Source organism: Burkholderia sp. AU45274 (assembly GCF_030482505.1).
Classification (GTDB): domain Bacteria; phylum Pseudomonadota; class Gammaproteobacteria; order Burkholderiales; family Burkholderiaceae; genus Burkholderia.
Window position 1 is genome coordinate 329,724 of record NZ_JAUJQE010000005.1, and the last position, 24,327, is coordinate 354,050.

A 24,327-nucleotide genomic window follows, 5' to 3' on the forward strand; every position below is an offset into this window, starting at 1 on the left:
CTCGCCGTGGCCGCGTTACTTCGCCGGCGCCTTGTACGCGATGCAGTCGACTTCCACCTTGCAGTCGATGACCATGCTCGACTGCACGCACGCGCGTGCCGGCGGATGCTCGCCGAAGTACGAGATGAACACCTTGTTGAACGACGCGAAATCGCGCGCGTCGTCGAGCCACACGCCGCAGCGCACGACGTGCTCGAGGCCGTAGCCGGCTTCCTTCAGGATCGCGATCACGTTCTCGATCGTCTGCTTCGACTGCGTGACGATGCCGCCTTCGACGACCTCGCCGTTCACCATCGGCGTCTGGCCCGACACGTACAGCCAGCCGTCGGCCTCGACCGCGCGTGCGAACGGCATCACCTGGCCGCCGGTGCCCTTCGCTTCGCCTACGCCATATCGCTTCATCGTTTCACTCCTTGTTTCGGTTACGGATGCGCGCACCGACGATGGCGCGCGCGGCAGATCGGAACAACCGCCGCGTTCAGAACGCGGCGTCGGCACTCGCCGGCACGCGCTCGCCGCGCGCGACGAAGCCGCCGGCGCGCTCGCCGGTCGGCTGGCCGTTTTCATAAGTGAGCACGCCGTTCACCCACACGGCGTCGATCCCGTGCGCGGGCTGCTGCGGCTTCTCGAACGTCGCGGCGTCGATCACGAGCGCCGGGTCGAACAGCACGAGATCCGCGTGGTAACCCACGTGCACCTCGCCGCGCCGCGCAATCCCGTAGCGGCGCGCGGACAGCGACGTCATCTTGCGGATCGCTTCCTCGAGCGGCAGCAGGTTCGTGTCGCGCACGTAATGGCCGAGCACGCGCGGGAACGCGCCCCACAGCCGCGGGTGCGGCAGCGGATCGTTCGGCAGGCCGTCGGAGCCGACCATCGTCGCGGGATGCGACAGGATCCGGCGCACGTCGTCCTCGGACATGTTGTGGTACACCGCGCCCGCCGGGCGGATGCGCTGCGCGGCTTCCTGCTCGGTCACGCCCCACTCGGCCGCGATCGCCTTCAGCAGCTTGCCCGCCACTTCCGGGTGCGGCTCCGACCACGTGATCGTGATGTCGATGTCGCCCGTCACCTGCTTCAGGTCGAGCGTCGACGAGCTGCGGCTGTACGGATAGCAGTCGCAGCCGACCGGCTGGTAGCGGCGCGCGCCTTCGAGCGATGCGAGCACCTCGGTGCTGCGCCCCCAGTTCGACGGGCCCGCGCACTTCAGGTGCGAGATCACGACCGGCACGCGCGCGTGGCGGCCGACCTGGTACGCCTCTTCCATCGCATCGAGGATCGCGTCGAACTCGGTGCGCATGTGCGTGGTGTACAGCGCGCCCGCATTCGCGAGCGGCTCGGCGAGCGCCATCACCTCTTCGGCCGGCGCCGCGAACGCGGAGCCGTACGCGAGGCCCGACGACAGGCCGAGCGCGCCGTTCGCGAGCGCCTCCTCGAGCTGCGCGCGCATGCCGGCGATCTCGCCGTCGGTCGCCGCGCGGTCGAGGCGGTCCATCTGGTTGTTGCGCAGCGCCGTGTGGCCGACGAGCGCCGCGACGTTTACGGCCGGACGCGCGCCGTTCACGGCCGCGACGTAGTCGGCGAAGGTCGGGTACTGGAACGCACCGCGCTCGCCGAGCAGGTTCATCGGATCGGGCGGATCGCCCGCGAGCGTCACCGGCGACGCGCTGATCCCGCAGTTGCCGACGATCACGGTCGTCACGCCCTGCGAGATCTTCGGGATCATCTCCGGTGCGCGGATCACGTGCGTGTCGTCGTGCGTGTGCACGTCGACGAAGCCCGGCGCGAGCGCGCGGCCGTTCGCATCGACGACATTCTCGGCCAGCCAGTTCGACAGGTTGCCGATCGCCGCGATCAGGCCGTTGCGGATCGCGACGTCGCGCGTGACGGGCGGCGCGCCGGTACCGTCGTAAAGCTGCGCGCCGACGATCAGCGTATCGGCGGCTTCGGGATGCGAATGCATGGTCAGTCTCCTACCGGTTGACGGTCTCCGCCGCCGCGATGCGCATCGAGCGCGTGCTTGATGCGACGCAGCGATTCTCGGCCCGCATCGCCGAGCCGCAATGCGACTCCGGTGACGAGCACGTCGATCGCCATCATCATCGCGTAGCGCGATGTCGACGGCTTGTAAATGAAATCGGTTTCGAACGCGACGACCGGAATCAGGTGGTCGGCCAGCTTCGCGAGCGGCGACGCCGGCGCGGTGATCGCGATCAGCTTCGCGCCGTAGCGCTTCGCGAGCCGGCAGCTCTCGAGCAGCTCGGGCACGCGGCCGCTCACCGACAGCGCGACGACGACGGTGTCGCGCGACAGCGTCGCGGCCACCATCCGCTGCAGCACGCTGTCCTGGTAGCTCGCGACCGGACGGCCGAAGCGCACCAGCCGGAAGCGCAACTCGTCGGCGAGCGCGGTCGAGCCGCCGCCCTGCCCGTACACATAAGTCATCTTCGCGGCGGCGAGCAGGTCGGCGGCTGCCTCGAACGACGTGTTGCGCAGCAACTGATGGTTGTGCGCGAGCGCCACGCGGATCTCGTCGTAGACCATCGACGCGGGGCTCGTATCGTCGGCCGGCGCGTCGTCGGACGGCACCAGAAAGCGCTGGCCGACGGCCGCCGCCTGCGCGACCAGCACCTTCAGCTCGCGCACGTCGCGGCAGCCGACCGCCTTCGCGAAACGCGTGACCGTCGCGACGCTGACCTCCGCGTCGCGTGCCAGCGCGCCGATGCTGGCATGCGCGGCGCGCGCCAGGTCGGCGAGGATGAACGCGGCGACCTTGCGCTCGGCTTCGCGCAGCTCGGGCGCACATTCGGCGATCCGCGCGACGATGTCGAGCACCGGCGGAGCGGCCGGCGCCGGATGAAGCTCGGGTGCGAGCGGGGTGGACGGGGTGGCAGGCGTATTCATCTGCAAAAAGGGGCGAAGCTCGAGGGTGCGAAGCTCGATGTTACTAAATAACATCACCGCGCCGATGCTACTTTCTGTACCATCGGCGTGTCAACTTCAGTGCAATGCATAGTGATGATGGAGCGGGATGACATGAAAGTTACAAACTATCAGGAAGCGACGATCGATCCGTTCGGCAAGGGCCTCGGCAATCTGCCCAGCGCGAGCGTGCCGCTCGGCGAAGCAGGCCGTCTCGAGTGGAACCTGCTGGCGGAAGACGTCAGCCTGCCGGCCGCCGTGCTTTACGAGGACCGCATCGAACACAACCTGAACTGGATGCAGGCCTTCGTGCAGAAGTACGGCGTCAAGTTTGCGCCGCACGGCAAGACGACGATGGCGCCGCAACTGTTCCGCCGCCAGCTCGACGCCGGCGCGTGGGGTATCACGCTCGCGACCGCGCACCAGACGCAGGCCGCGTATCACGGCGGCGTGCGGCGCGTGCTGCTCGCGAACCAGCTGGTCGGCCGCCAGAACATGACGATCATCGCCGGGCTGCTGTCCGATCCCGACTTCGAATTCTTCTGTCTCGTCGATTCGGCGGAGAGCGTCGACCAGCTCGGCCGCTTCTTCGGTGCGCTGAAGAAGCCGCTGAACGTGCTGCTCGAGCTCGGCGTGCCGGGCGGCCGCGCGGGCGTGCGCGACGCCGCGCAACGCGAGGCCGTGCTCGCCGCGATCGCGCACTATCCGGACACGCTGAAGCTGGCCGGGATCGAACTCTATGAAGGTGTGCTGAAGGAAGAAGGCGAGATCCGCACGTTCCTGCAGGAAGCGGTCGCGCTCACGCGCGAGCTCGCCGAAGCAGGCCGCTTCGCGCGTACGCCGGCAATCCTGTCGGGCGCCGGTTCGGCGTGGTACGACGTGGTCGCGGAGGAATTCGCGAAGGCGTCGAACGCCGGCTTCGCGGAAGTCGTGCTGCGTCCGGGCTGCTACCTGACGCACGACGTCGGCATCTACAAGAAGGCGCAGACCGACGTGTTCGCGCGCAACCCGATCGCACGCACGATGGGCGAAGGGCTGCTGCCCGCGCTGCAGCTGTGGGCCTACGTGCAGTCGGTGCCGGAGGCGGACCGCGCGATCGTCGCGCTCGGCAAGCGCGACGCGGCGTTCGACGCGGGGCTGCCGGAGCCGGCGCGCCACTTCCGCCCGGGCCGCGACACCGCGCCGCGCGACGTCGCCGCCACCGAAGGCTGGGCCGTCACCGGGATGATGGACCAGCACGCGTACCTGCAGATCCCGCCGGGCGCAGACGTGAAAGTGGGCGACATGGTCGCGTTCGACATCTCGCACCCGTGCCTGACGTTCGACAAGTGGCGCCAGGTGCTCGTGCTCGATCCGCAGTTCAGCGTAACGGAAGTCGTCGAAACCTTCTTCTGACGCCCGTCGCGCACAACGTGCACCACCGCCCCGCCGCTCGCGCGGGGCGGCCGTCACGCGCGCTTCAAGCGGCCGGAGTACACTGCGCTCTCGTCCTCGGGGCCCCACGCGGGCGTGGCACTTGCCTGTCGCGCGGGCCCTCAACGCAGCTCCACTGGAGAAAGCCATGGCCGCGAAGAAGATCCTGTTCCTGACCGGCGATTTCGCCGAAGACTACGAAACGATGGTGCCGTTCCAGGCGCTGCAGGCCGTCGGCCACCACGTCGATGCAGTCTGCCCGGGCAAGCGCGCGGGCGACAAGATCAAGACCGCGATCCACGATTTCGAGGGCGACCAGACCTACACCGAGAAGCCCGGCCACCAGTTCACGCTGAACGCGGCGTTCGACGACGTCGATGCATCGCGCTACGACGCGCTCGCGATCGCGGGCGGCCGCGCGCCCGAATACCTGCGACTCGATCCGAAGGTGATCTCGCTCGTGCGCGAGTTCGCCGAAGCCGGCAAGCCGATCGCGGCGATCTGCCACGCGGCGCAACTGCTCGCGGCCGCCGACGTGATCCGCGGCAAGCGCATCTCGGCCTACCCGGCCTGCGCGCCCGAGGTGAAGCTCGCAGGCGGCGAATACGCGGATATCCCGGTCGATGCGGCCGTGACCGATGCGCCGTTCGTCACCGCGCCCGCGTGGCCCGCGCATCCGGCCTGGCTCGCGCAGTTCCTCGCGCTGCTGGGCACGCGCATCGAGCTTTGAACCCGCTTCTGACCGACAGTGAATTGAGATGAGATGAAGGGCCGGGCCGGCGGCGGATGCGCGCCGCCCTGCCCGCGCTTCAGCGCGCCGCCGGCGTCGAGCCGACGTCCGCGATCCGCGACTCCAGCATCGCCAGCGCGCCCGACAGCGCATTCAGCACGTCGTCCGGCAATTGCGCCATCGTCTGTTCGAGGAACGCCTTGCGGCGCGGCAGGCATGCGTCGAACGCGGCGCGGCCGTCGTCCGTCAGCGTCACGTTGGTCACGCGATTGTCGCGTGCGTCGGATTCACGCTGGATCCAGCCGAGCGCGTCGAGCGACTTCAACTGGCGCGTGAGCGCGCCCGGATCGACGCGCAGCACTTCGACGAGCTTCTTCTGCGACGAATGGCCGCCCATCGTGTGCAACGCGACCATGATGCGCCAGCGCGGCATCGGTTGCCCGACGTGCGCCTCGAACGCGGTCATGAACGCGCGATACGTGCGTCCGAATTGCTGCAAGATCGCGACGCGGTCCTGTTCTTCCATGCGCTCAGTTCTACTCGTTCAATCGTTCAGTCGGCCGCGACATGCGGTTCGATCTTGTGCCGCAGCGCGATCGGCGGCACGCGGCGGCACTGCCACACCGACACCACGGCGACGACCGCCGCCATCGCGACGCCCAGGTGAATCGCGCCGACGAGCGATTCGCGGGCCGCTTCCAGCAGCAGCGCGCCATTATGCCCGGCGCGCGTCAGCTCCGCGACGAGACCACCCTGCGCAGCGCGATCGATCAGGATCTGCGGATCGGCGAGCCGCGCATGCCATTGCATCGCCTGGTCGGCCGACAGCGCATTGCGCACGCCGCTCGAATACATCTGGTTGACGAGCGTGCCGGTGAGCGCGGTGCCGACCATCCCGCCAACCATCCGCAGCGACTGCAGCAACGCCGTCGCGATGCCGAGATGCTCGCGGCCGGCCGTCTGCTGCGCGAAGACGGTGAGGTTCGGCAGCACGAAGCCGAGCCCGATGCCGCCCGCGACCATCAGCGCCATCAGCAGCCACTTCGGCGTCGTGTGGGTCGACACGACGATGCCCGCGCAGGTGATCGCGAACAGCACGAAGCCGACGTGCAGCATCGCGTTCGGGTTGCGGATGCGCGTGACGACCCGGCCGTTCATGATGCTGCCGATCGTGATGAACACGACGAGCGGCGTGATCACGAGCCCCGCCTCCTTCGGCGACATCCCGAACCCGCCCTGGAACAGCAGCGGCGCGTAAAACAGCAGCGAGAACATCGAGAAACCGGCGAGGATCGCCAGCACGAAGAGTGCCGACAGCGCGCGGTTGCCGAACATGTCGAACGGCAAGATCGGCTGCGCGCAACGCTTCTCCCAGTGCCACAGGCCGAAACCGGCCGCGACCGCGACGACGAGCAGCAGCGACGCCCAGCTCGCGACGCCGTACTTCGGCAGCCATTCGACGAACAGCTGCAGCGCGCCGAGCGACAGCGCGATCAGCAGCGCGCCCGGCCAGTCGAGCCGCATCTTGCGATCGTGCTCGACGTGGCGCAGGTGCGGCAGGTAGCGCCACACGAACAGCAGCGACAGCAGCCCGACCGGCAGGTTCACGTAGAACACCGAGCGCCAGCCGAACGACTGGGTCAGCACGCCGCCGAGCGACGGGCCGACCGCGTTCGCGATGCCGAACGCGGAGCTCATCAGCACTTGCCAGCGCAGGCGCACGACGGAATCGGGGAACAGGTCGGGAATGCACGCGAACGCGGTGCCGACCAGCATCCCGCCGCCGATCCCCTGCAGCCCGCGCGCGAGCACGAGCATCAGCATGTCGTTCGCCATCCCGCACAGCACGGACGCGCCGGTGAACACGACGATCGACGCGATGACGAACGGCTTGCGGCCGTAATAATCGCCGAGCCGGCCGAAGATCGGCACCGTGATCACGGAACTGAGCAGGTACGAGGTCGCGACCCACGCGTACAGGTCGAAACCGCGAAGCTCGGCGACGATGGTCGGCAACGCGGTGCCGACGACGGTCTGGTCGAGCGCGACCAGCATGGTGACAAATGAGATCCCGATCATCGCCAGCAGCGATTCGCGGAACGGCAGGACTTGCCCGCTCGAATGGTGGGCGGCAGTATGGACGGCCATTTTTTGTCGGCGCAACTTTTGACGAGTCAAATAATCTCAAAATTCTAGCACGCCGGAGTAATCTAGGCTGGCAACGGTCAAACTGAACCAGACCGCCAAGGAGAAAGATGGAACCGATTTCAATCACCCCCGCGACAACGCTGTCCCAGGAGGATCGGGACGCGCTGTGGCGCGCGAAGCAGGTGCTGGAAAGCCCGTCGCTGACGATGAAGCTGACGGGCATGCTCGGCGCGCCGGTCGAGAAAATGATCGCCCGGCTGCCGGATTTTGCGACCGGCAAGATCAACGACGCGACGCAGCTCGCGCTGCGCAAGTGCCTGAACATCGCGCTGCGCACGCTCGGCAAGCCGCCTGGGCCGGACGCCGAACCCGACAAGCCGAGCAACCTGCTGCACAAGCTCGCGGTGGCGACGACCGGCGCGGCGGGCGGCGCGTTCGGCTTTCTCGCGCTGCCGGTCGAGCTGCCGGTGACGACGACGCTGATCTTCCGCTCGGTGTGCGACATCGCGCGCAGCGAGGGTGAAGACCTGGGCTCGGTCGACACGCAGCTGCAATGCCTGGCCGTGCTAGGCATGGGCGGCAACCCGGACAAGCAGGAAGAGGACGCCGATCTCGGCTATTTCGTGCTGCGCGGCGCGCTCGCGCAGGCGATTTCGAAGGCGTCGTCCGACATCACGACGAAGGGTATCGCCGCGCACAGCTCGGCGGCCGTGTTCAAGCTCGTGCAGACGGTGGCGTCGCGCTTCTCGGTGCAGGTGACCGAGCAAATGGCCGCGAAGTCGATTCCGGCGATCGGCGCCGTGCTCGGCGCGACCGTCAATACGCTGTTCATCGACCACTTCCAGCAGATGGCGCACGGCCACTTCACCGTGCGCCGGCTCGAGCGCAAGTACGGCTCGGTGGCCGTCAAGGCCGCCTATCAGGCGATCGACGCCTCGCCGGCACGCTGAACCGCACGCTCGACCGCGACGCGGCGCAGGAACGCGGCCGCGCGGTCGAGCGCGTCACGCGCTTCCGGCACCATCGGCGCGTACAGCTGCCACACGTGCGGCATGTCGGGCCACACCTCGATCTCCACCGCGACCCCGGCCGCCTTGGCCTTCTCGGCGACGCGGCGGGAATCGTCGAGCAGCACCTCGGTGCTGCCGACCTGGATATACAGCGGCGGCAGGCCCGCGAAATCCGCATAGAGCGGCGACGCGTACGGATTCGTGCCCGGCTCGTCGCCCAGATACAGCTTCGCGGCCTTCGGCAGCGCCGCGCCCGCGAACATCGGATCGGCGCCGTCGTTCGTGCGCAGCGTCGCGCCGGTGGCGGCCAGGTCGGTCCACGGCGAGAACAGGATCGCGCCGGCCGGCAGCGGCTCGCCGCGGTCGCGCAGCGCGACGAGCGTCGCGAGCGCGAGGCCGCCGCCCGCCGAATCGCCGCCGAGCACGATCGACTCGGGCGGCGTGCCGAGCGCCAGCAGTTGCCGGTACGCGGCCAGCGCATCGTCGAGCGCGGCCGGGAAGCGGTGCTCGGGCGCCAGCCGGTAGTCGAGCGAGAACGAGCGCACGCCCGCGCGCTTCGTCAGGCCGAACACGAGCGGACGGTGGGTCTTCGTCGAACAGAAGTAATAGCCGCCGCCATGGAAGTACAGCAACGTGCGGCCGGGCCCGCGGCCCGCCACCGAGTCGGTGCGTTCGAGCCATTCGCCGCGCAGCGGCGCGTCGCCCGGGCCATGGCACTGGCGCAGCCGGTAGCCCGACGGCGCACGGCGCGGCACATACATTCTCAAGTCGGTAAAGCGCCGTGCGCGAGCGGGATCGAGTACCTCACGCGTGGTCTCGGGACGAAACTGCCAGCGCAGCAGCCAGCAGGCGAACTTGCTTTGCCAACTCATCGGACGCACTCCGTAATCACAGTGTGACGATGGTACGTGCGATCGCTCCCGCACCGCTCGACAGGTGCCTCTACTTGACATCCTCCCGCGCCTGAAGGCTCGGGATTCCTACCGCGTTTGAAACGATGATGCTTGTCTCAGATCGCCTCGGCGGGTTCCTGCTTCACGGAGCTGCCCGACTGCACCGGCTCTCCACAGGCTGCAACGCGGTGCCCCCGCGCCAGTATGTTGATCGCACCAACCACATCGGCATGGCCCTCATGCCCGCACCCGACACAGCGGAATGCCGCCTGCGTCTGCCGGTTTCCGGCGCTCACGGATCAAACGCCGGCACTCAGTTCGCCGGCATCACCTGGCCGCGGATCTCGCCGGCCGGGTGCTCCTTCGTATGGACGTTGAAGTACCACTTGCCGCCCATCAGGTCGGTGACCTGCGCGTCGGTGAGTTCCTTCGAGCCCTTGATCGGGCTCGCCAGCTCCTCCTTCGGAATCGGCACCTGCACGCCCGCGTTCTGGCCGACCGGCGCCGGCCCGTGGAAGTGCGCGGCGGTGGCCGGCCCCGTGAGGTGTTCGTAAGTGACCTTCCACTGCAGCATGTGCGTGGCCGTGTCGTAGGTGGCCTCGACGTCGCCCGAGCCCTTGGTCGCCGTGGGCGGCACTTCACTCGACGGCTGGAGATTGGCGGACAGGCGCACCGTTTCGGCGGCGGCGCTGCCGGCGGCCAGCACGCCCGCAAGTAACGCGACCTGGAGCAAACGCAGCTTGAGCATGGACTCTCCTTGTACGACGTTGTACGCCGCCCGAGCGGGGGCGCCAGATAGGATGGTAGTCGATCGCCGCCGGTCCGGGAGTCGACCGAACGGCCATGCAGCGAATCGCCGCACCGCACCCGGCCGGCCCGCTCGCGCGGCGCACGGCGCGTCAGTCTGCATCAACCTGGAATGGACCTTTGCAGCCGGATGACTGAATCGGCGCGCGGCCTTTCGCTACACTTCGTCTCACAGTTGCTTGTTTCCTTCGTCCGAAGGAGTCTGCGAGTATTCACGCGGCCGCCCGGCCGCGTTTTTTTTGCGCACGCCGCCGTCGGATCCGGTTCACCCCGTATCAGGCATGACGAAGCGACTGCACCGCTTCAGGTCACGCGCGATAGCCCGGATCGATGCGATCGACGATCCGCTGCAGCGCGTCGAACGCGTCCTGCCCCGCGCCATGCTTCGGATCGAAATTCAGCGAATCGCGCACGCACCCTTCGAGCACCGGCGGCGCAATCGGCAACGCGTCGCCGATCGCATGCGTGGCGACCTGCACCTCGCATGCACGATTGAGCAGCCACATCAGCGAGAACGTCTGCGCGAGCGTCGCGCCGATCGTCACGGGCCCATGGTTGCGCAGCAGCAGCACGGGCCGCCCGCCTGCACTTTCGACGATGCGCCGCCCCTCTTCGAGATGTACGGTGATGCCCTCGAAGTCGTGATACGCGATCTTCCCGTACAGCTGCGCCGAATAGAAATTGGAGAACGACAGCCCGTCGCGCGAACAGCACACGGCCATCGTCGGCGTCGTATGCACGTGCATCACGCAGTGCGCATCGGGCAGCGCCGCATGGATCGCGCTGTGGAACGTGAAGCCGGCCGGGTTGATCGGCCAGTCGGAATGACCGATCACGTTGCCGTCGATATCGATCTTCACGAGGTTCGACGCGCACACCTCGCGGTAATGGAGCCCGAACGGGTTGATCAGGAAATGCCCGTCCTCGCCCGGGACGCGCAGCGAGATATGGTTGTAGATCAGCTCGGTCCAGCCGAGGTGATCGAAGATGCGGTAAGCCGCCGCGAGCTGTACGCGCGCCTGCCATTCGGCTTCGGAGAAACGGGCGGGGCGCGTGAACGGCTGGTTCGGGACACGTTGCATGGGGGGAACTCCGGTTGCGGGTGTGCGGCCACGGCGAGCGGCGGTGCGCATCGTCCATCGTCTGCCGGCGCCGTTCCGACCCGCATTGTGCGAGCGGCCCGGCGGCGCCCTTCACGATTCATATATGGTTGCGCGCACAACCTTATCACCTTTCCCCGCGCACCGGTATCGCGGGTTTTGCCGGAGCCGTTGCCGCCCTTACAACTGGTCGTCGACCGGCAGCAGCGTGAAGATGCCCGTCATCACGTTGCGCAGCAGCCCCGCATGCGGGTCGACGTGATAGGTGGCGGCCTGACCGCCTTCGGTGCCCGTCCATTCGAGCGCGGGCGGGCTGCCGTCGGTCCGCTTCGCGAGCGTGACGCGGTAGCTTTCGTCCGGCTGCGTCACGCGCGCGAAGATCGCCGCGGCCTGCTGCGCGAGCACCGGGCTATGGATCACGAGCGCGAGCTCGGTGTTCAGGTACGCGGAACGCGGGTCGAGGTTCAGCGAACCGATCACGACGATTTGCCGGTCGATCACGTACGCCTTCGCATGCAGGCTCGCACGCGAGCGCGAGCCGAACAGCCGCGCGGGCTGCTGGTCCGGCTGCGACTTGAATTCGTACAGCTCGACGCCGCGCTGCAGCAACGGCACGCGGTACGGCGCATAGCCGGCCTGCACCGCGACCGCGTCGGTCGCCGCGAGCGAATTCGTGACGATCGCGACGCGCACGCCGCGCGCGACCGTGTCGCCGAGGATCTTCACGCCGGCGTCGTGCGGCACGAAGTACGGCGAAAACGCGAGGAATTCCTTTTGCGCGCCGCGCGTCAGCTCGGCCAGGCGCTGCATCGGCGGGCTCACGTACGTGCCGGTCGGCCGCGCGACCTTGTCCGGCGCATCGACCTTGAATTCGGCCGGCGCCCACACGAGTTCGAGTTCGTCGCGCGCGATCTGCCGCGCGAGCGGCGTCGCGTTCAGCGGCTTCGCGTTGTACGGATCGGCATTCTTTCGCCAGTGGTCGCGCAACTCGTCGCGCATCGCGTCGAGATCCTTCGGATCGAATGTCTGCTGATTCAGCACGCGCAACGGATAGCTGCTCGCGCTCGCCCAGTAGTCGTCGAAGCTCTTCGAGATGTCGCTCGTCACGGGGCCGGCGGCCAGCACGTCGAGATCGCGGAACTGCAGTGTCGGGCTCGCACTGAAGTATTCGTCGCCGAGATTGCGGCCGCCGACGATCGCGAGCTGGTTGTCCGCGATCATCGCCTTGTTGTGCATCCGGCGCGTGAAGCTGTCGATCCGCGTGAAGAAGTTGGCCGTGCGCTCGACCATGCCGCGCTGCGATGCGCCGAACGGGTTGAACACGCGGATCTCGATGTTCTGGTGCGTGTTGAGCGCGGCCATCACGCGGTCGATATCGTGGAAGTTCAGGTCGTCGACCAGCATCCGCACGCGCACGCCGCGATCGGCCGCGTACAGCGCTGCGGCGAGCAGCAGCTTGCCGGTCGTGTCCTCGGTCGCGATGTAGTACTGCATGTCGAGCGTCTTCGTCGCCGCCCGCGCGAGCGCGATGCGCATCTGCAGCGCGGTGGCGCCATCGGCCAGCAGCCGGAAGCCCGACTGCCCCGGATGCGCGGCCTCCGGCGCGACCAGCGCATCGCGCAACGGTGTCGCGGTATCGGCCGACAACGCGTGGGAGACCGGGCGATCGAGCGTGGTGGCGGGCGGATGCGTCGCGCAGGCGGCGACGAGCGACAACAGCACACCGACGGCCAGTGCGCGGGCCGGGCGGCATGCGGCGCGCCACGACAGCGCGGCCGGTGCGCGCCGGATCAAAGAGGTGAACACGGAAACTTCCTCGACTGGCGGAACAAAAGGCCCGCATGCGCCGCGGCGCGCGGCTGGCGCGCGGTTCCGGCCGATTCTAGTGGGCGCCCGATGAACCGGTCAATCGCGCGGGTCGGCGCCGGCAGCTTCGAGCAGCAAGCGTGCCCCCGACTGCCGGGCGTCGCTGCCCCGCCGCGCCGGAAGCGGCCGCCGGACGGGTCACGCGCCAAAGCGGCCCAACCAATTTCATGCTCCATCGCCGCTGCGCTCGAAATGGCTGCGCACATAGTCGATATGCGTCTGCATCGCGGTGCGCGCCTCCTCGGGCCGTTGCGCGCAGATCGCGTCGCACACGACGCGGTGCTGCAGCAACAGCAGCTCGGACGCCTGCTCGTCGTGCGTCGTCATGCCCGCCACGTTGATCGAGATATGCTCGCGCAGCATCCCGATCACGCTGGTATGCAGGTGCAGGAACATCGTGTTGTGCGACGCGAGCGCAATCGCCTCGTGCAGCTTCGCGTCGGTCGCGGCTTCGACGGCCGCGGCGCCGTTCGCGTGCGCGGTTTCGAGCTCGCGCAGCAGCGCCCGGATCCGGCGCCGGTCGTTCGCATCGGCGCGCAGCGCGGCGAAATAGGCGGTCGCGCCTTCGAGCACGCGGCGGAACTCGAGGATGTCGTCGCGCAGCGCCGGATGATCGGCGACCAGCTGGCCCCACGGCGACGCGATCCCGGCACGCAACTGGTCCGTCACGTAGACACCCGCGCCGCGCCGGCTCTGCAGCAGCCCGCGCGCGACGAGCCGCTGGGTCGCCTCGCGCACCGTATTGCGCGCCACGCCGTATTCCTGCGCAAGCACGCGCTCGGCCGGCAGGCGCGCGCCGGCCGGCCAGGTGCCGTCGAGCAGCGCCGTCTCGATCTTGCGCATCACCACTTCGGTCCGGCCCCGTGCCGTCATCGCTGCCATCGTCGCGTCTCCCTGCGCCATGCCTTCCGCGCCGATTGGCCCAACCAATTTGAGCTGCGGCGCCGTCGCGGGAATTATGCAGCGAAATCGTCGTCCCGCATCCGCATGCCGGGCCGTCGCCTCTGGAGCGAGACATGAACCAACGGCAGTACCCCGCCGCCCCCGCGCACGTCTACCTGTTCGCGACCTGCCTGGTCGACCTGTTCGTCCCCGAAGCCGGGCTCGACGCGGTCCGCCTGCTGGAACGCGAGGGCCTGACCGTCCACTATCCGCGCGGCCAGAGCTGCTGCGGGCAGCCGGCCTACAGCAGCGGCAATCCCGACGAGGCACGCCGCGTCGCGGCCGCGCAGCTCGACCTGTTCGCCGAACCGTGGCCCGTGATCGTGCCCTCCGGCTCGTGCGGCGGCATGATCCGGCACCATTGGCCGGCGCTGTTCGCCGACGATCCCGTCCACGGCCTCAAGGCGCGGGCGATCGCGGAACGCACCTACGAACTCACCGAATTCCTCGTACACGTGCTCGACGTGCGGCTCGATGCACTCACCGCGCCGGCCGGCGCCGACGAGCGCGTGGTGCTGCACACGTCGTGCGCGGCCCGCCGCGAGATGGGCACGCGTGTGCACGGCGTCGCGCTCGTCGACGCGCTGCCGGGCGTGACGCGCATCGAACACGAACGCGAATCCGAATGCTGCGGCTTCGGCGGCACGTTCTCGCTGAAGCACCCCGACATCTCCGGCGCGATGGTGCGCGACAAGGTCGCATCGGCCTGCGCGACGGGCTGCGACCGGCTCGTGTCCGCCGACTGCGGCTGCCTGCTGAACATCGGCCATGCGGCCGACCAATCCGGCGCGCCGCTGCCGGTCGAGCACCTCGCCAGCTTCCTGTGGCGGCGCACGGCCGGCGCCGCATCGCTGCGCGGAGACAAGCCATGAGCGCGCGCGACGCCATCCTCCAGCGGCTGCGCGCCGCCGCCCCGGGTGTCGCAGCCGAGGCCGCCGCCGCGCTCGACGCTCGCATCGACACGCATTACGACATGCGCCGCATGCAAACCGAAGCGGCACACGTTCCGCACGCACTTGCCCTCACGATGCAGGCCGCGCTCGCCGCGTCGCACGCGGACGTCTGGCGCGCGACCGGCGCCGCATGGCCCGCGCAGCTCGCCGTGCGGCTCGCCGAGGCTGGCGTGCGCCGCCTGCTGCTCGACCCGGCCCGCGCCGAATCCGCTGCGCTCGCCCACGCGCTGCCCGACACGGTCGTGCCGGTGCCGTTCGACCGGCCGATCGACGCGTGGAAGACCGAACTGTTCGACACGATCGATGCTGGCTTCACCGTTGCGCGCTCGGGCATCGCGGCCACCGGCACCGTCGTGCTCGCACCCGATGCCGGCACGCCGCGCACGGTGTCGCTGGTGCCGCCGCTGCACGTCGCGCTCGTTCACGCGAGCACGCTGCATCCTGACCTGCATGCGGCCGTGCACGCGGAGCGCTGGCACGCCGGCATGCCGACCAACCTCGTGCTGGTATCGGGCCCGTCGAAAACGTCCGACATCCAGCAGACGCTCGCCTATGGCGCGCACGGCCCGCGCCGCCTGTGGGTCGTGATCGTCACTGATACGGCCGCCGCCGGCCCGGCCGCCACCGCCAGCGAGGACCTCCCCCAATGAGCGACCACACCGTGCAATTCGTTGCCCCCGGCGACTTCAAGGCCCGCGCGCGCGCCGCGCTCGACGAGCCCGCGCTGCGCAAGAGCTTTCGCGGCGCGATGGACTTCCTGCAAGGCAAGCGCGCGACGCAGTTCCCCGACGACACCGAGCTGCAACAGCTGCGCGACCTCGGCGAAGCCGTGCGGCAGCACGCGCTCGCGCAATTGCCCGCACTGCTCGAACGGCTGGAAACGAAGCTCACCGAAGCAGGCGTGCACGTGCACTGGGCCGAAACGGCCGCCGACGCGAACGCGATCGTGCTCGGCATCGCGCAGGCGAAAAAGGCGCGCCGCGTGATCAAGGGCAAGTCGATGGCGAGCGAGGAAATCGAGCTGAACCACGCCCTCGCGGAGCACGGCGTCGACTGCATCGAATCCGACATGGGCGAATTCATCGTGCAGCTCGCGGGCGAGAAGCCGTCGCATATCGTGATGCCGGCGATCCACAAGACGCGCGGCGACATCGCCGAGCTGTTCGAGGCACACATCCCCGGCACGCGCTACACCGAGGACGTCGACGAGCTGATCCAGACCGGCCGGCGCGCGCTGCGCCGCGCGTTCGCCGAGGCGGACATCGGCCTGTCCGGCGTGAACTTCGCGGCGGCCGACACGGGCACGCTGTGGCTGGTCGAGAACGAAGGCAACGGCCGCCTGTCGACGACGGTGCCCGACACGCACGTCGCGATCATGGGGATCGAGAAGGTCGTCGAGAAGCTCGAGCACATCGTGCCGCTGTCGAGCCTGCTCACGCGCTCGGCCACCGGCCAGGCGATCACGACCTACTTCAACCTGATCTCGGGCCCGCGCCGCGACGGCGAACGCGACGGCCCGCGCGAGCTGCATCTCGTGCTGCTCGACAACGGCCGCACGCAGGCCTACGCGGACGAGCAACTGCGCGCGACGCTGCAGTGCATCCGCTGCGGCGCGTGCATGAACCACTGCCCCGTCTATACGCGCATCGGCGGCCACGCCTACGGCACGACCTACCCGGGCCCGATCGGCAAGATCATCTCGCCGCACCTGCTCGGCCTCGACGCGACGGCCGACCTGCCGACCGCATCGACGCTGTGCGGGGCCTGCGGCGAGGTGTGCCCGGTGCGGATCCCGATCCCGCAACTGCTCGTGCGGCTGCGCACCGAAGCGAACCGCAAGCCTAACGAGCCCGTCGCGCATCCGCTGCGCGGCCAGGGCGCGAACTACAACCGAGCGGAAGACCTCGTGTGGCGCTTCTGGTCGGGGGCGTTCGCGCATCCGCGTGCGTACCGAGCGTTCCGCTGGACCGCGACGCGGCTGCGTGCGCTGACGCCGGCAAAACAGATGGGCTGGACGCAGCACCGCACGCCGCTCGAACCGGCGCCGCGCAGCCTGTCCGACCTGCTGCGCGCACGCGGCCAGCCCGAATAGCCGTTTCGTTTCTCAAGCCGTATCGACAAAAACCTATGGAGGAGACATCCATGCAAGCCTGGCATCAGATCTACACGCCGCTCGGCAGCCTCGGGCTGTCGGCGTTCGTCGCCGCAATCCCGATCATCTTCTTTTTCGTCGCGCTGGCCGCGCTGCGGCTCAAGGGCCACGTCGCCGCGGCGATCACGCTGCTGCTGTCGCTCGGCGTCGCGATCCTCGCGTACGGGATGCCCGTGCCGCAGGCGCTCGCGGCGGCCGGCTTCGGCTTCGCGTACGGCATCTGGCCGATCGCGTGGATCATCGTCGCGGCCGTGTTCCTGTACAAGATCGTCGTGAAGACCGGCCAGTTCGACATCATTCGCGCGTCCGTGCTGTCGATCACCGACGACCAGCGCCTGCAGATGCTGCTGATCGGCTTCTCGTTCGGCGCATTCCTCGAAGGCGCGGCCGGCTTCGGCGCGCCCGTCGCGATCACGGCGGCGCTGCTCGTCGGGCTCGGCTTCAAGCCGCTGCACGCGGCAGGACTGTGCCTGATTGCAAACACCGCACCGGTCGCGTTCGGCGCGATGGGCATTCCGATCATCGTCGCCGGGCAGGTGACGGGCATCGATCCGTTCCATATCGGCGCGATGGCCGGCCGCCAGCTGCCGCTGCTGTCGCTCGCGGTGCCGTTCTGGCTCGTGTTCATGATGGACGGGCTGCGCGGCGTGCGGCAGACCTGGCCGGCGGCGCTGGTCGCGGGCGGCAGCTTCGCGGTGACGCAATACTTCACGTCGAACCACATCGGGCCCGAGCTGCCGGACATCACGTCGTCGCTCGTCAGCCTCGTCGCGCTCGCCGCGTTCCTGAAGGTCTGGCAGCCGCGCACCGCGCAGCAGACGGCCGGCGGCCTCGTCGCGTCGGGCGGCGGCGCTGCGCTCGCGGGCTTCGGCGGCGCGGGCTCGCGCAACGGCTTCGGCACCGGCACGAGCCGGCAGGCGTCGCCGTACACGCTCGCGCAGACCGTGCGCGCATGGTCGCCGTTCCTGATCCTGACGGCCGTCGTCACGGTATGGAGCATCGCGCCGTTCAAGGCGCTGTTCGCCGCGCACGGCGCGCTCGCGTCGACCGTGCTGAAGTTCCATGTGGCGGGGCTCGACCAGCTCGTGGTGAAGACCGCGCCGATCGCCGCGACGCCGAAGGCGCTCGACGCGGTGCTGAAGATCGATCTCGTGTCGGCGGTGGGCAGCGCGATCCTCGTGACCGCGCTGATCTCGATGGCACTGCTGCGGATGAAGCCGCGCGACGCGCTCGTCACGTTCGGCGAGACGCTGAAGGAACTGACGCGCCCGATCCTGTCGATCGGCCTCGTGCTGGCGTTCGCGTTCGTCGCGAACTATTCGGGGATGTCGTCGACGCTCGCGTTGATGCTGGCCGCGACCGGCGCCGCGTTCCCGTTCTTCTCGCCGTTCCTCGGCTGGCTCGGCGTGTTCCTGACGGGCTCGGACACGTCGTCGAACGCGCTGTTCTGTTCGTTGCAGCAGGCCACGGCCCATCAGCTCGGCGTGCCCGAGACGCTCGCGGTGGCCGCGAACACGACGGGCGGCGTGACCGCGAAGATGATCTCGCCGCAGTCGATCGCGGTCGCCTGCGCGGCGACGGGCCTCGTCGGCAAGGAGTCGGAGCTGTTCCGCTTCACGGTGCGGCACAGCCTGCTGTTCGCGGTGATCGTCGGGTTGATCACGCTCGCGCAGGCGTACGTGCTGCCGGGGATGGTGCCGTAAGCGGCGCCCGCCCCAAAAACAAAACCCCACGCCCGGAAGAGCGTGGGGTTTTTCATGTCGCCGGTTGATCGCCCGCCGCGGCAGGCGACCGGTTGCGCGATCAGCTGCCCTTCGCGATGCGATCCTCGATGTGCTGCGCGCGGCTCGCCGACGACGGGTGCGAATCCATCATCGAGCTCTTGCCGCCGTCCAGCTTCGCGAGCTTCTGGAACGACGTGACCAGACCCTTCTGGTTCATGCCCTTCTGCTTGAGCAGGTCGAACGAGTAGTCGTCGGCCGCGCTTTCCTGCGACTGCGAGAACTGCGCATTGATGAACTTCTCGGTGATGTCGCCGAGCTGCGAGCTCGTCAGCGCCGCCACGCCCGGCGATGCCGCGCCGGCCGCGGTGCGCGCCGCGCTGACCGCGTAGGCCGTCTGCATCGCCTTCTTCGAGTGGCCCAGGGCAACGTGGCCCATTTCATGGCCGATCACGCCGCGCAGCTCGTCGTCGTTCATCATGTCCATCAGGCCGCTGTACACGCGCACGCAGCCGTTGCCCATCGCCCACGCGTTGACGTCCTTGGTCATGTAGACCTTGTAGTTGATCTTCTGGCTGTTCAGCGTCATGTCGCCGAAGCCCTTCATCACCTTCGTCAGGCGCTTCGCGTACGCGCTGTTCGCCGGCGCGATCTTCGATTCGGCATCGCTCGCCTTGCACGAGTCGTTCGACAGTGCGGCGATGTCGCTGTCCGACAGCGTCGCTGCCTTGTACAGGCTGGTCCCCGCCGACGTCAGGCTGTTCGCGTCAAGGCTCTGTACCCCGCCGCACGCGCTCAACAGAAACGCCACGCCACACGCTGCCACCGCTTTCTTGAGTTGCATCCCGGAATCCCTCGATAGTTGTATTTGGGAGCGGCGATTTTGCATAATCCGGCAGAAAATTACCAGATGTTTACATCAGATGACACGTTGATTACTCAACGAACAGGAACGAAGCGGCGCGTCGGCACGGGATTGACGACGGAAAACGGAGCAATCGCCGCAACCGGGCGACGACCGGAACGGGAAACGGGCGAGTTCAGGCCGTCTGGTCGTGGCGTCGCGTCAGCCGCCGCGCGACCAGCATCGGCAGCCGCACCGCGAAGCCGGTGAACAGGCGCAGGTGCATCCACGCGAGCAGCGCGTTGTCGCGGCCGTAATGGAAGTGCGAGACGCCGCCCTCGTGGCGACCGAAATAGCGCACCGGCGCGTCGATGCGGATCGGCCGCACGCCGGCCCAGCACAGCCGCACGGCCGCCTCGGGATCGAAGTCGAAGCCGCGCATCCACGGCTGGCGGCGCATGATCGCGGCCAGCGGCGCAACCGGATACACGCGAAACCCGTACAGCGAATCGCCGATCCCGGCCCACAGCGTCTCGAGGTCGGCCCACGCGTTCGACAGGCGGCGCCCCTGCACGCGCAACTGCGGCGCGCTCGCGTCGAACTTCGGCACGCCCAGCACCATCGCGTCGGGCGCGGCCTGCGACGCGGCCATGAACGCGGGAATCAGGTCGGCCGGATGCTGGCCGTCGGAATCCATCGTCAACACATGCGTGAAGCCGCTCGCGGCCGCCGCGTCGAGCCCGGCGAGCACCGCGGCGCCCTTGCCGCGGTTCTCCGGCAGCACGATCACGCGCAGCCCCGGGTCGCGCTCGGCCATCGCCTGCAACCGTTCGGCGCTGCCGTCGGTACTGCCGTCGACGACAACCCACACCGGATTCCACTGCGCGCGGGCATTGCGCACGGTCGTGTCGACCTTGGCACCCGGGTTGTAGCTCGGAATCAGGACGAGATGGGTGGGCGAGGCGTGCAGCTTGGACATGGAAACGGCCGATTGCGAAGACGGGGATCCTGACAAAAGTTTATGACTTGCCGGCGACCGTCGGCAGGCTTCGTCGACGTCGCCCGCGTGCGGGGCCGGTGGCTCGATCGTGAGGTTTTCCCGCTTCATGACAACCATGCCTCCTCATGACCCGCGCTGGCCTCGATCTCGACCAGCAGGTCGTCGCGGCACACGTCCGCATGAACGACGAGCGGCCGCACGCCGGGGCCGGCCGCCTCGCGCAACACGCGCTCGATCGCGGCCAGCGCCGCGGCATCGCCGGCGTCGCGCACGTAGACGCGATAGCTCAGGTCGGCGAGCGAGAACGGGCCGTGCCCCTGGCGCGCGGCCTGCTCGAGCACGGCGGCGAGGTTCGCGACCGTCTCGCGCGTTTGCGCGACGACGTCGCCGTGATGCACGGTGCGGTGCCCGACGATGCTCGCGGTGCCCGACACGAACAGCACCGGCGCGGCATCGCGTTGCGACCACGCGGCGGCACGCGCGAACGTCGGCGCACGCGGGCCGTACTCCGCCGGATAGTGATACGCGCTGACCTGGCGCGGGTTCTCGACCGGATCGGCCGGCGTGCGGCTCGCGAGGAAATGGATCGCGAGCGGCGCGGCCGGCGATGCATCGCCCGCGACCGGCACGACCGAGCCGAGCGCGCATGCGGCCGGCACGCCGCCCGTCAGTGCGCGGCGGCACGCATCGAACGCGTGCTGGCGGCCGATATTGAACTGACGATAGCGCTCGATCCCGAACTGCACCGCATTGATCGCCGGCACCGTATTCCAGATGCGCAGCGGATGCGGCATGCCGAGCGAATCGAGCACGTCGAACAGCGTGCGGTATGCGTCGCGGGTCGCGCGTTCGAGCGGGGTGCCGATGTCGTGCGATTCGTTCGCCTCGAGTGCTGCTTCGTGCACGACGATGCTGCCGAACACGAGGCCCGCCGTTTCGCTGTACCGATAGTGCAGCGCGCCGCGCCGTTCGCTGCGCAGGTCGCGCGCATGGCATTGCCAGATTTCGCAGACGGCGTCGTCCGGCGCGATGCCGGCGCCGAGCAGCGTCATCGGCACCGGGGCGACCGGCAAGTCGGGCACGACATCGGCCAGCATCCGTGCTGCCGCGTCCGCTCGTGATTCGGCGTGCGATGCCGTGTCCGCGCCAATGCACACCGCACCCAACGCGCCGGGAAACGCGCGCTCGAATCCCTCGCCACGACCACGCGCATCGTGCAGCAACGCAGCGAGCCGCGCATGGCTCATCCGGACGAGCCGCAGTGCGCGGCCGCCACCATGCGCGAGCGGCAAGCCCGATCGCGATGCGACCGGCCCGGCCGCTGTCTGCCCGCGCACGACGGGCGCGGCAGAGGACGACAGGGAACACGGGCGCCGTTCGGCGTCGACTGGATGCACGGACACTTCGATTTCCTCACTATGCGGCGCAGGCCGCGCAACCTCGCGGCCTGCGCCGCGTTGCGTTACGTCACGCCGACGCTGCGCGCTTCGTCAGGCGAGCCCGCCGTTGACGGACAGCACCTGCCCCGTCACATAGGCCGCGGCGTCGGACACCAGGTACGCGACCATCGCCGCGACTTCGTCGGGCCGGCCCGCGCGCTGCGCGGGCACGAGCTGCTTGATGCGTTCCGCGGGAAACGCGTGCCCGGCCATCGGCGATTCGATGATGCCGGGCGCGACCGCGTTCACGGTGATGCCGCGCGACGCGAGCTCCAGCGACAGCGACTTCGTCGCGCCGATCAGCCCCGCCTTCGCGGCCGCGTAGTTGACCTGCCCGCGATTGCCGGTCACGCCGGCCACCGACGCGATGTTGACGATCCGGCCGCGCCGCGTGCGGATCATCGGCAACAGCAGCGGCTGCGTGACGTTGAAGAAGCCGTTGAGCGTCACGTCGAGCACGCTGTGCCATTGCCGGCGCGACATGCCGGCCAGCGGCGCATCGTCGTGAATGCCCGCGTTGTTGACGAGGATCTGCACCGGCGCATCGTCGATGAACGGCTGCAGCGCGGCGAGCGTCGCATCGGCGTCGGTCACGTCGAACGCGATCGCGTGCGCGGTGCCGCCGGCCGCGACGATCTGCTGCGCGACCGCCTCCGCCTGCGCGAGATGACGGTTCGCATGCACCCACACTTCATGGCCGGCCTGCGCGAGCGCCGTGCAGATCGCCTGCCCGAGTGCGCCGCTGCCGCCCGTCACGAGAGCCCGCATCGAATTGCTCCGTTCATCGCGTTCCCCCTCGATCGACGCGGCCGCGTATCGTCTGCCGATTGCGGCCGCCTGCCGTCATCATCTGCGCGTCGCGCCCGTGGCGCGACACCGTCACTTCGTGCGGTGCGCGGCGACGTACGCCGCCAGTGCACCGAGCGTCGCAAAGATCTTCTGGTTGTCCGGATTGTCCGAACGCAGCTCGAAGCCGTATTTCTTCGAGATCAGCAGTGCGATTTCCAGGATGTCGATGGAGTCGAGCCCGAAACCCTCGCCATACAGCGGGGTCTCGGCCGTCACGGTTTCGAGCGTGACGTCTTCGAGATTCAGTTCGCCGATGATCAGCGTGGCGAGCTCTTGTTCCAGTGCGTTCATCATGCGTGCGGGCAGGCGGCCCGTGGCAGCGGAAGGCGCCCGGAAACGGCTGTCGCCGTGCACGCCCGGCGCGTGCGAATCTCCGTCCCTCCGGCGTCTGCCGGCTTCCCCGCCTGCTTTATTGGGGGATTGTTTGTAAAAGTTACGCGGATTCTAGACGAACGGGTATCGGGCCGTATACCGCCAATGGTTACAGACTGGCGAGCCGGCTCCGCAGCCCGTTTCAGGACCTGAATGCATGAGACGCTTGAGCCGCTTTGGATGGAAATGGACCGACCCCGCGAAACCGTTCGTCCCGCGCCATACAATCGGTTACAAAACCCGTTCGCGCCCGCCCCGAACACGCGGTGCCGCGGCCCTAAAATGAGCGTGCCCGACCACCGGCCCGGACCTGCGTCCCGGCCGCCATTCATATGATGTTTGACGGCCCGACCACCGCGTCCGGCCACGATCCGCCCGATGTCGCCAGTCATGCCGCGCCCGTCCTTCCGCTCCGTTCCGGTTCGCCCGTCCGCCCGCTGCCGCCCGGCCGCCGGGCATGCGTTCGCGCGCCGTGTGCGCGGAGGCCGCCGATGAGCCGGCTGCTGCCCGTCGCGCCTGTCGCGCGCGGCATCGCCGCGGTCGGCGCCGTCGCGGCGTACCAGGCCGGCGCGCACTACGCGGCCGCGACACCCGGCGCGCACGGCTTCGGCCTCGCGATGGCGCTGGTGCCGCCGCTGCTGCTTGCGCTCGGCGCGGCGCTGCGCTCGCCGCATCGCGCATGGCTCGTGCCGGCGTGGCTGCTTGCCGCCGCCGTGCTGTGGGCCGCACGCGTGCCGCTCGCCCGGCATTTCGAATGGGGCCTGTATCTGGAACACGCGAGTTTCAACCTCGCGATGGCGCTGCTGTTCGGCCGCACGCTCGCCGCCGGCCAGGTGCCGCTTTGCACGCGCTTCGCGACGATGATCCACGGCGCGATCACGCCGGCCGTCGCGCGCTACACCCGGCAGATCACGCTTGCGTGGACGCTGTTCTTCGTCGCGATCGCCGCCGTGTCGACGCTGCTGTTCGCGACCGCGCCGATCGTCACGTGGTCGACGTTCGCGAACTACCTGTCGCTGCCGCTCGTTGCCGTGATGTTCGCCGCCGAGCATGCGTGCCGGCGCTTCGCACTGCCGCACGAACCGCGGCCGCGCATGGTCGATGCCGTGCGCGCGTATCGCGCGACGACGCACGCATCGCAGCCGTCACGATGAATTCACGGCCGGCGC

23 protein-coding genes and 1 pseudogene are annotated in these 24,327 nt (G+C 68.9%); 8 read left to right on the forward strand and 16 right to left on the reverse strand.

Annotated features, from left to right (window positions below; translation table 11 throughout):
• Positions 1-15 precede the first annotated feature (15 nt).
• From QZM35_RS20570 to QZM35_RS20580, 3 genes are all read right to left on the reverse strand, one after another.
• On the reverse strand, positions 16-402 hold the full coding sequence (locus tag QZM35_RS20570) for a RidA family protein (RefSeq protein WP_011353171.1): 387 nt from the start codon (positions 400-402) through the stop codon (positions 16-18).
• Between the two features lie 76 nt (positions 403-478).
• The gene (locus tag QZM35_RS20575; RefSeq protein WP_301776696.1) at positions 479-1,960 is read right to left on the reverse strand and encodes an amidohydrolase family protein; all 1,482 of its coding nucleotides are present in this window, start codon (positions 1,958-1,960) and stop codon (positions 479-481) included.
• 2 nt (positions 1,961-1,962) lie between these two features.
• Positions 1,963-2,901 (reverse strand): MurR/RpiR family transcriptional regulator, encoded by a 939-nt coding sequence (locus tag QZM35_RS20580; RefSeq protein ID WP_089426315.1) that lies wholly within the window; start codon positions 2,899-2,901, stop codon positions 1,963-1,965.
• A gap of 132 nt (positions 2,902-3,033) precedes the next feature.
• Here QZM35_RS20580 and QZM35_RS20585 point away from each other — a divergent pair, with 132 nt between their 5' ends.
• Together QZM35_RS20585 and QZM35_RS20590 are read left to right on the forward strand one after the other, a co-directional pair.
• A complete protein-coding gene (locus QZM35_RS20585; RefSeq protein ID WP_089431679.1) occupies positions 3,034-4,314 on the forward strand; it encodes an amino acid deaminase in 1,281 nt (426 codons plus the stop codon).
• 166 nt (positions 4,315-4,480) lie between these two features.
• Positions 4,481-5,062 (forward strand): DJ-1/PfpI family protein, encoded by a 582-nt coding sequence (locus tag QZM35_RS20590; RefSeq protein WP_021161332.1) that lies wholly within the window; start codon positions 4,481-4,483, stop codon positions 5,060-5,062.
• 79 nt (positions 5,063-5,141) lie between these two features.
• Here QZM35_RS20590 and QZM35_RS20595 read toward each other — a convergent pair whose 3' ends face one another.
• Both QZM35_RS20595 and QZM35_RS20600 read right to left on the reverse strand, forming a co-directional pair.
• Positions 5,142-5,588 (reverse strand): MarR family winged helix-turn-helix transcriptional regulator, encoded by a 447-nt coding sequence (locus tag QZM35_RS20595; protein WP_039360135.1) that lies wholly within the window; start codon positions 5,586-5,588, stop codon positions 5,142-5,144.
• 26 nt (positions 5,589-5,614) lie between these two features.
• Complete coding sequence (locus QZM35_RS20600; RefSeq protein ID WP_089426317.1) at positions 5,615-7,210, reverse strand: MDR family MFS transporter; 1,596 nt, start codon at positions 7,208-7,210, stop codon at positions 5,615-5,617.
• Between the two features lie 107 nt (positions 7,211-7,317).
• Between QZM35_RS20600 and QZM35_RS20605 the strand changes: the two genes are divergently transcribed.
• Positions 7,318-8,160, forward strand: coding sequence for an EcsC family protein (locus tag QZM35_RS20605; RefSeq protein ID WP_046544431.1), 843 nt, complete (start codon positions 7,318-7,320; stop codon positions 8,158-8,160).
• Here QZM35_RS20605 and QZM35_RS20610 read toward each other — a convergent pair.
• The 6 genes and pseudogenes from QZM35_RS20610 to QZM35_RS20635 form a co-directional block, all read right to left on the reverse strand.
• Entirely contained in the window at positions 8,130-9,092 is a 963-nt protein-coding gene (locus tag QZM35_RS20610) for an alpha/beta hydrolase (protein WP_089426319.1), read from the reverse strand. The two genes, QZM35_RS20605 and QZM35_RS20610, sit on opposite strands and share 31 nt — an antisense overlap.
• Before the next feature lie 137 nt (positions 9,093-9,229).
• Positions 9,230-9,409: pseudogene (locus QZM35_RS20615) on the reverse strand (zinc ribbon domain-containing protein); the annotation flags it as partial.
• A gap of 17 nt (positions 9,410-9,426) precedes the next feature.
• Complete coding sequence (locus QZM35_RS20620; RefSeq protein ID WP_046544429.1) at positions 9,427-9,861, reverse strand: CHRD domain-containing protein; 435 nt, start codon at positions 9,859-9,861, stop codon at positions 9,427-9,429.
• Positions 9,862-10,228: 367 nt separating this feature from the next.
• Entirely contained in the window at positions 10,229-11,002 is a 774-nt protein-coding gene (locus QZM35_RS20625; RefSeq protein WP_006497398.1) for a class II aldolase/adducin family protein, read from the reverse strand.
• A 198-nt stretch (positions 11,003-11,200) separates the two neighbouring features.
• Positions 11,201-12,826 carry a phospholipase D family protein gene (locus QZM35_RS20630; RefSeq protein ID WP_301776697.1) on the reverse strand — a complete coding sequence of 542 codons (1,626 nt, stop codon included), beginning with the start codon at positions 12,824-12,826 and terminating at the stop codon, positions 11,201-11,203.
• Between the two features lie 225 nt (positions 12,827-13,051).
• Complete coding sequence (locus tag QZM35_RS20635; RefSeq protein WP_069248848.1) at positions 13,052-13,768, reverse strand: FadR/GntR family transcriptional regulator; 717 nt, start codon at positions 13,766-13,768, stop codon at positions 13,052-13,054.
• A 134-nt stretch (positions 13,769-13,902) separates the two neighbouring features.
• On the opposite strand from QZM35_RS20635, the gene QZM35_RS20640 reads away from it, so the two are divergent.
• Genes QZM35_RS20640 through QZM35_RS20655 form a run of 4 tightly spaced genes read left to right on the forward strand, consistent with a single transcriptional unit; the run spans position 13,903 to position 18,636 of the window.
• Positions 13,903-14,700 carry a (Fe-S)-binding protein gene (locus QZM35_RS20640; protein ID WP_174973029.1) on the forward strand — a complete coding sequence of 266 codons (798 nt, stop codon included), beginning with the start codon at positions 13,903-13,905 and terminating at the stop codon, positions 14,698-14,700.
• A complete protein-coding gene (locus QZM35_RS20645; protein ID WP_301776698.1) occupies positions 14,697-15,431 on the forward strand; it encodes a lactate utilization protein C in 735 nt (244 codons plus the stop codon). The genes QZM35_RS20640 and QZM35_RS20645 overlap by 4 nt, the downstream gene beginning before the upstream one ends.
• A complete protein-coding gene (locus tag QZM35_RS20650; RefSeq protein WP_301776699.1) occupies positions 15,428-16,873 on the forward strand; it encodes a LutB/LldF family L-lactate oxidation iron-sulfur protein in 1,446 nt (481 codons plus the stop codon). Before QZM35_RS20645 ends, QZM35_RS20650 begins: the two co-directional genes overlap by 4 nt.
• Positions 16,874-16,923: 50 nt before the next feature.
• Positions 16,924-18,636, forward strand: a complete 1,713-nt coding sequence (locus tag QZM35_RS20655; protein WP_301776700.1) for a lactate permease LctP family transporter — start codon at positions 16,924-16,926, stop codon at positions 18,634-18,636.
• Positions 18,637-18,736: 100 nt separating this feature from the next.
• On the opposite strand, the gene QZM35_RS20660 is transcribed toward QZM35_RS20655, so the two are convergent.
• From QZM35_RS20660 to QZM35_RS20680, 5 genes are all read right to left on the reverse strand, one after another.
• The gene (locus QZM35_RS20660) at positions 18,737-19,498 is read right to left on the reverse strand and encodes a M48 family metallopeptidase (protein WP_089431686.1); all 762 of its coding nucleotides are present in this window, start codon (positions 19,496-19,498) and stop codon (positions 18,737-18,739) included.
• A gap of 196 nt (positions 19,499-19,694) precedes the next feature.
• Positions 19,695-20,477 (reverse strand): glycosyltransferase family 2 protein, encoded by a 783-nt coding sequence (locus tag QZM35_RS20665; RefSeq protein ID WP_174973039.1) that lies wholly within the window; start codon positions 20,475-20,477, stop codon positions 19,695-19,697.
• A gap of 125 nt (positions 20,478-20,602) precedes the next feature.
• Positions 20,603-21,901: an endoribonuclease L-PSP gene (locus QZM35_RS20670; protein ID WP_174973041.1), complete on the reverse strand. Its 1,299-nt coding sequence runs from the start codon at positions 21,899-21,901 to the stop codon at positions 20,603-20,605.
• Positions 21,902-21,988: 87 nt separating this feature from the next.
• The gene (fabG, locus tag QZM35_RS20675; protein ID WP_089426328.1) at positions 21,989-22,705 is read right to left on the reverse strand and encodes a 3-oxoacyl-ACP reductase FabG; all 717 of its coding nucleotides are present in this window, start codon (positions 22,703-22,705) and stop codon (positions 21,989-21,991) included.
• Between the two features lie 111 nt (positions 22,706-22,816).
• Positions 22,817-23,077 (reverse strand): phosphopantetheine-binding protein, encoded by a 261-nt coding sequence (locus QZM35_RS20680; RefSeq protein ID WP_039360173.1) that lies wholly within the window; start codon positions 23,075-23,077, stop codon positions 22,817-22,819.
• Between the two features lie 572 nt (positions 23,078-23,649).
• Between QZM35_RS20680 and QZM35_RS20685 the strand changes: the two genes are divergently transcribed.
• A complete protein-coding gene (locus tag QZM35_RS20685) occupies positions 23,650-24,312 on the forward strand; it encodes a hypothetical protein (RefSeq protein ID WP_301776701.1) in 663 nt (220 codons plus the stop codon).
• Positions 24,313-24,327: the final 15 nt, after the last annotated feature.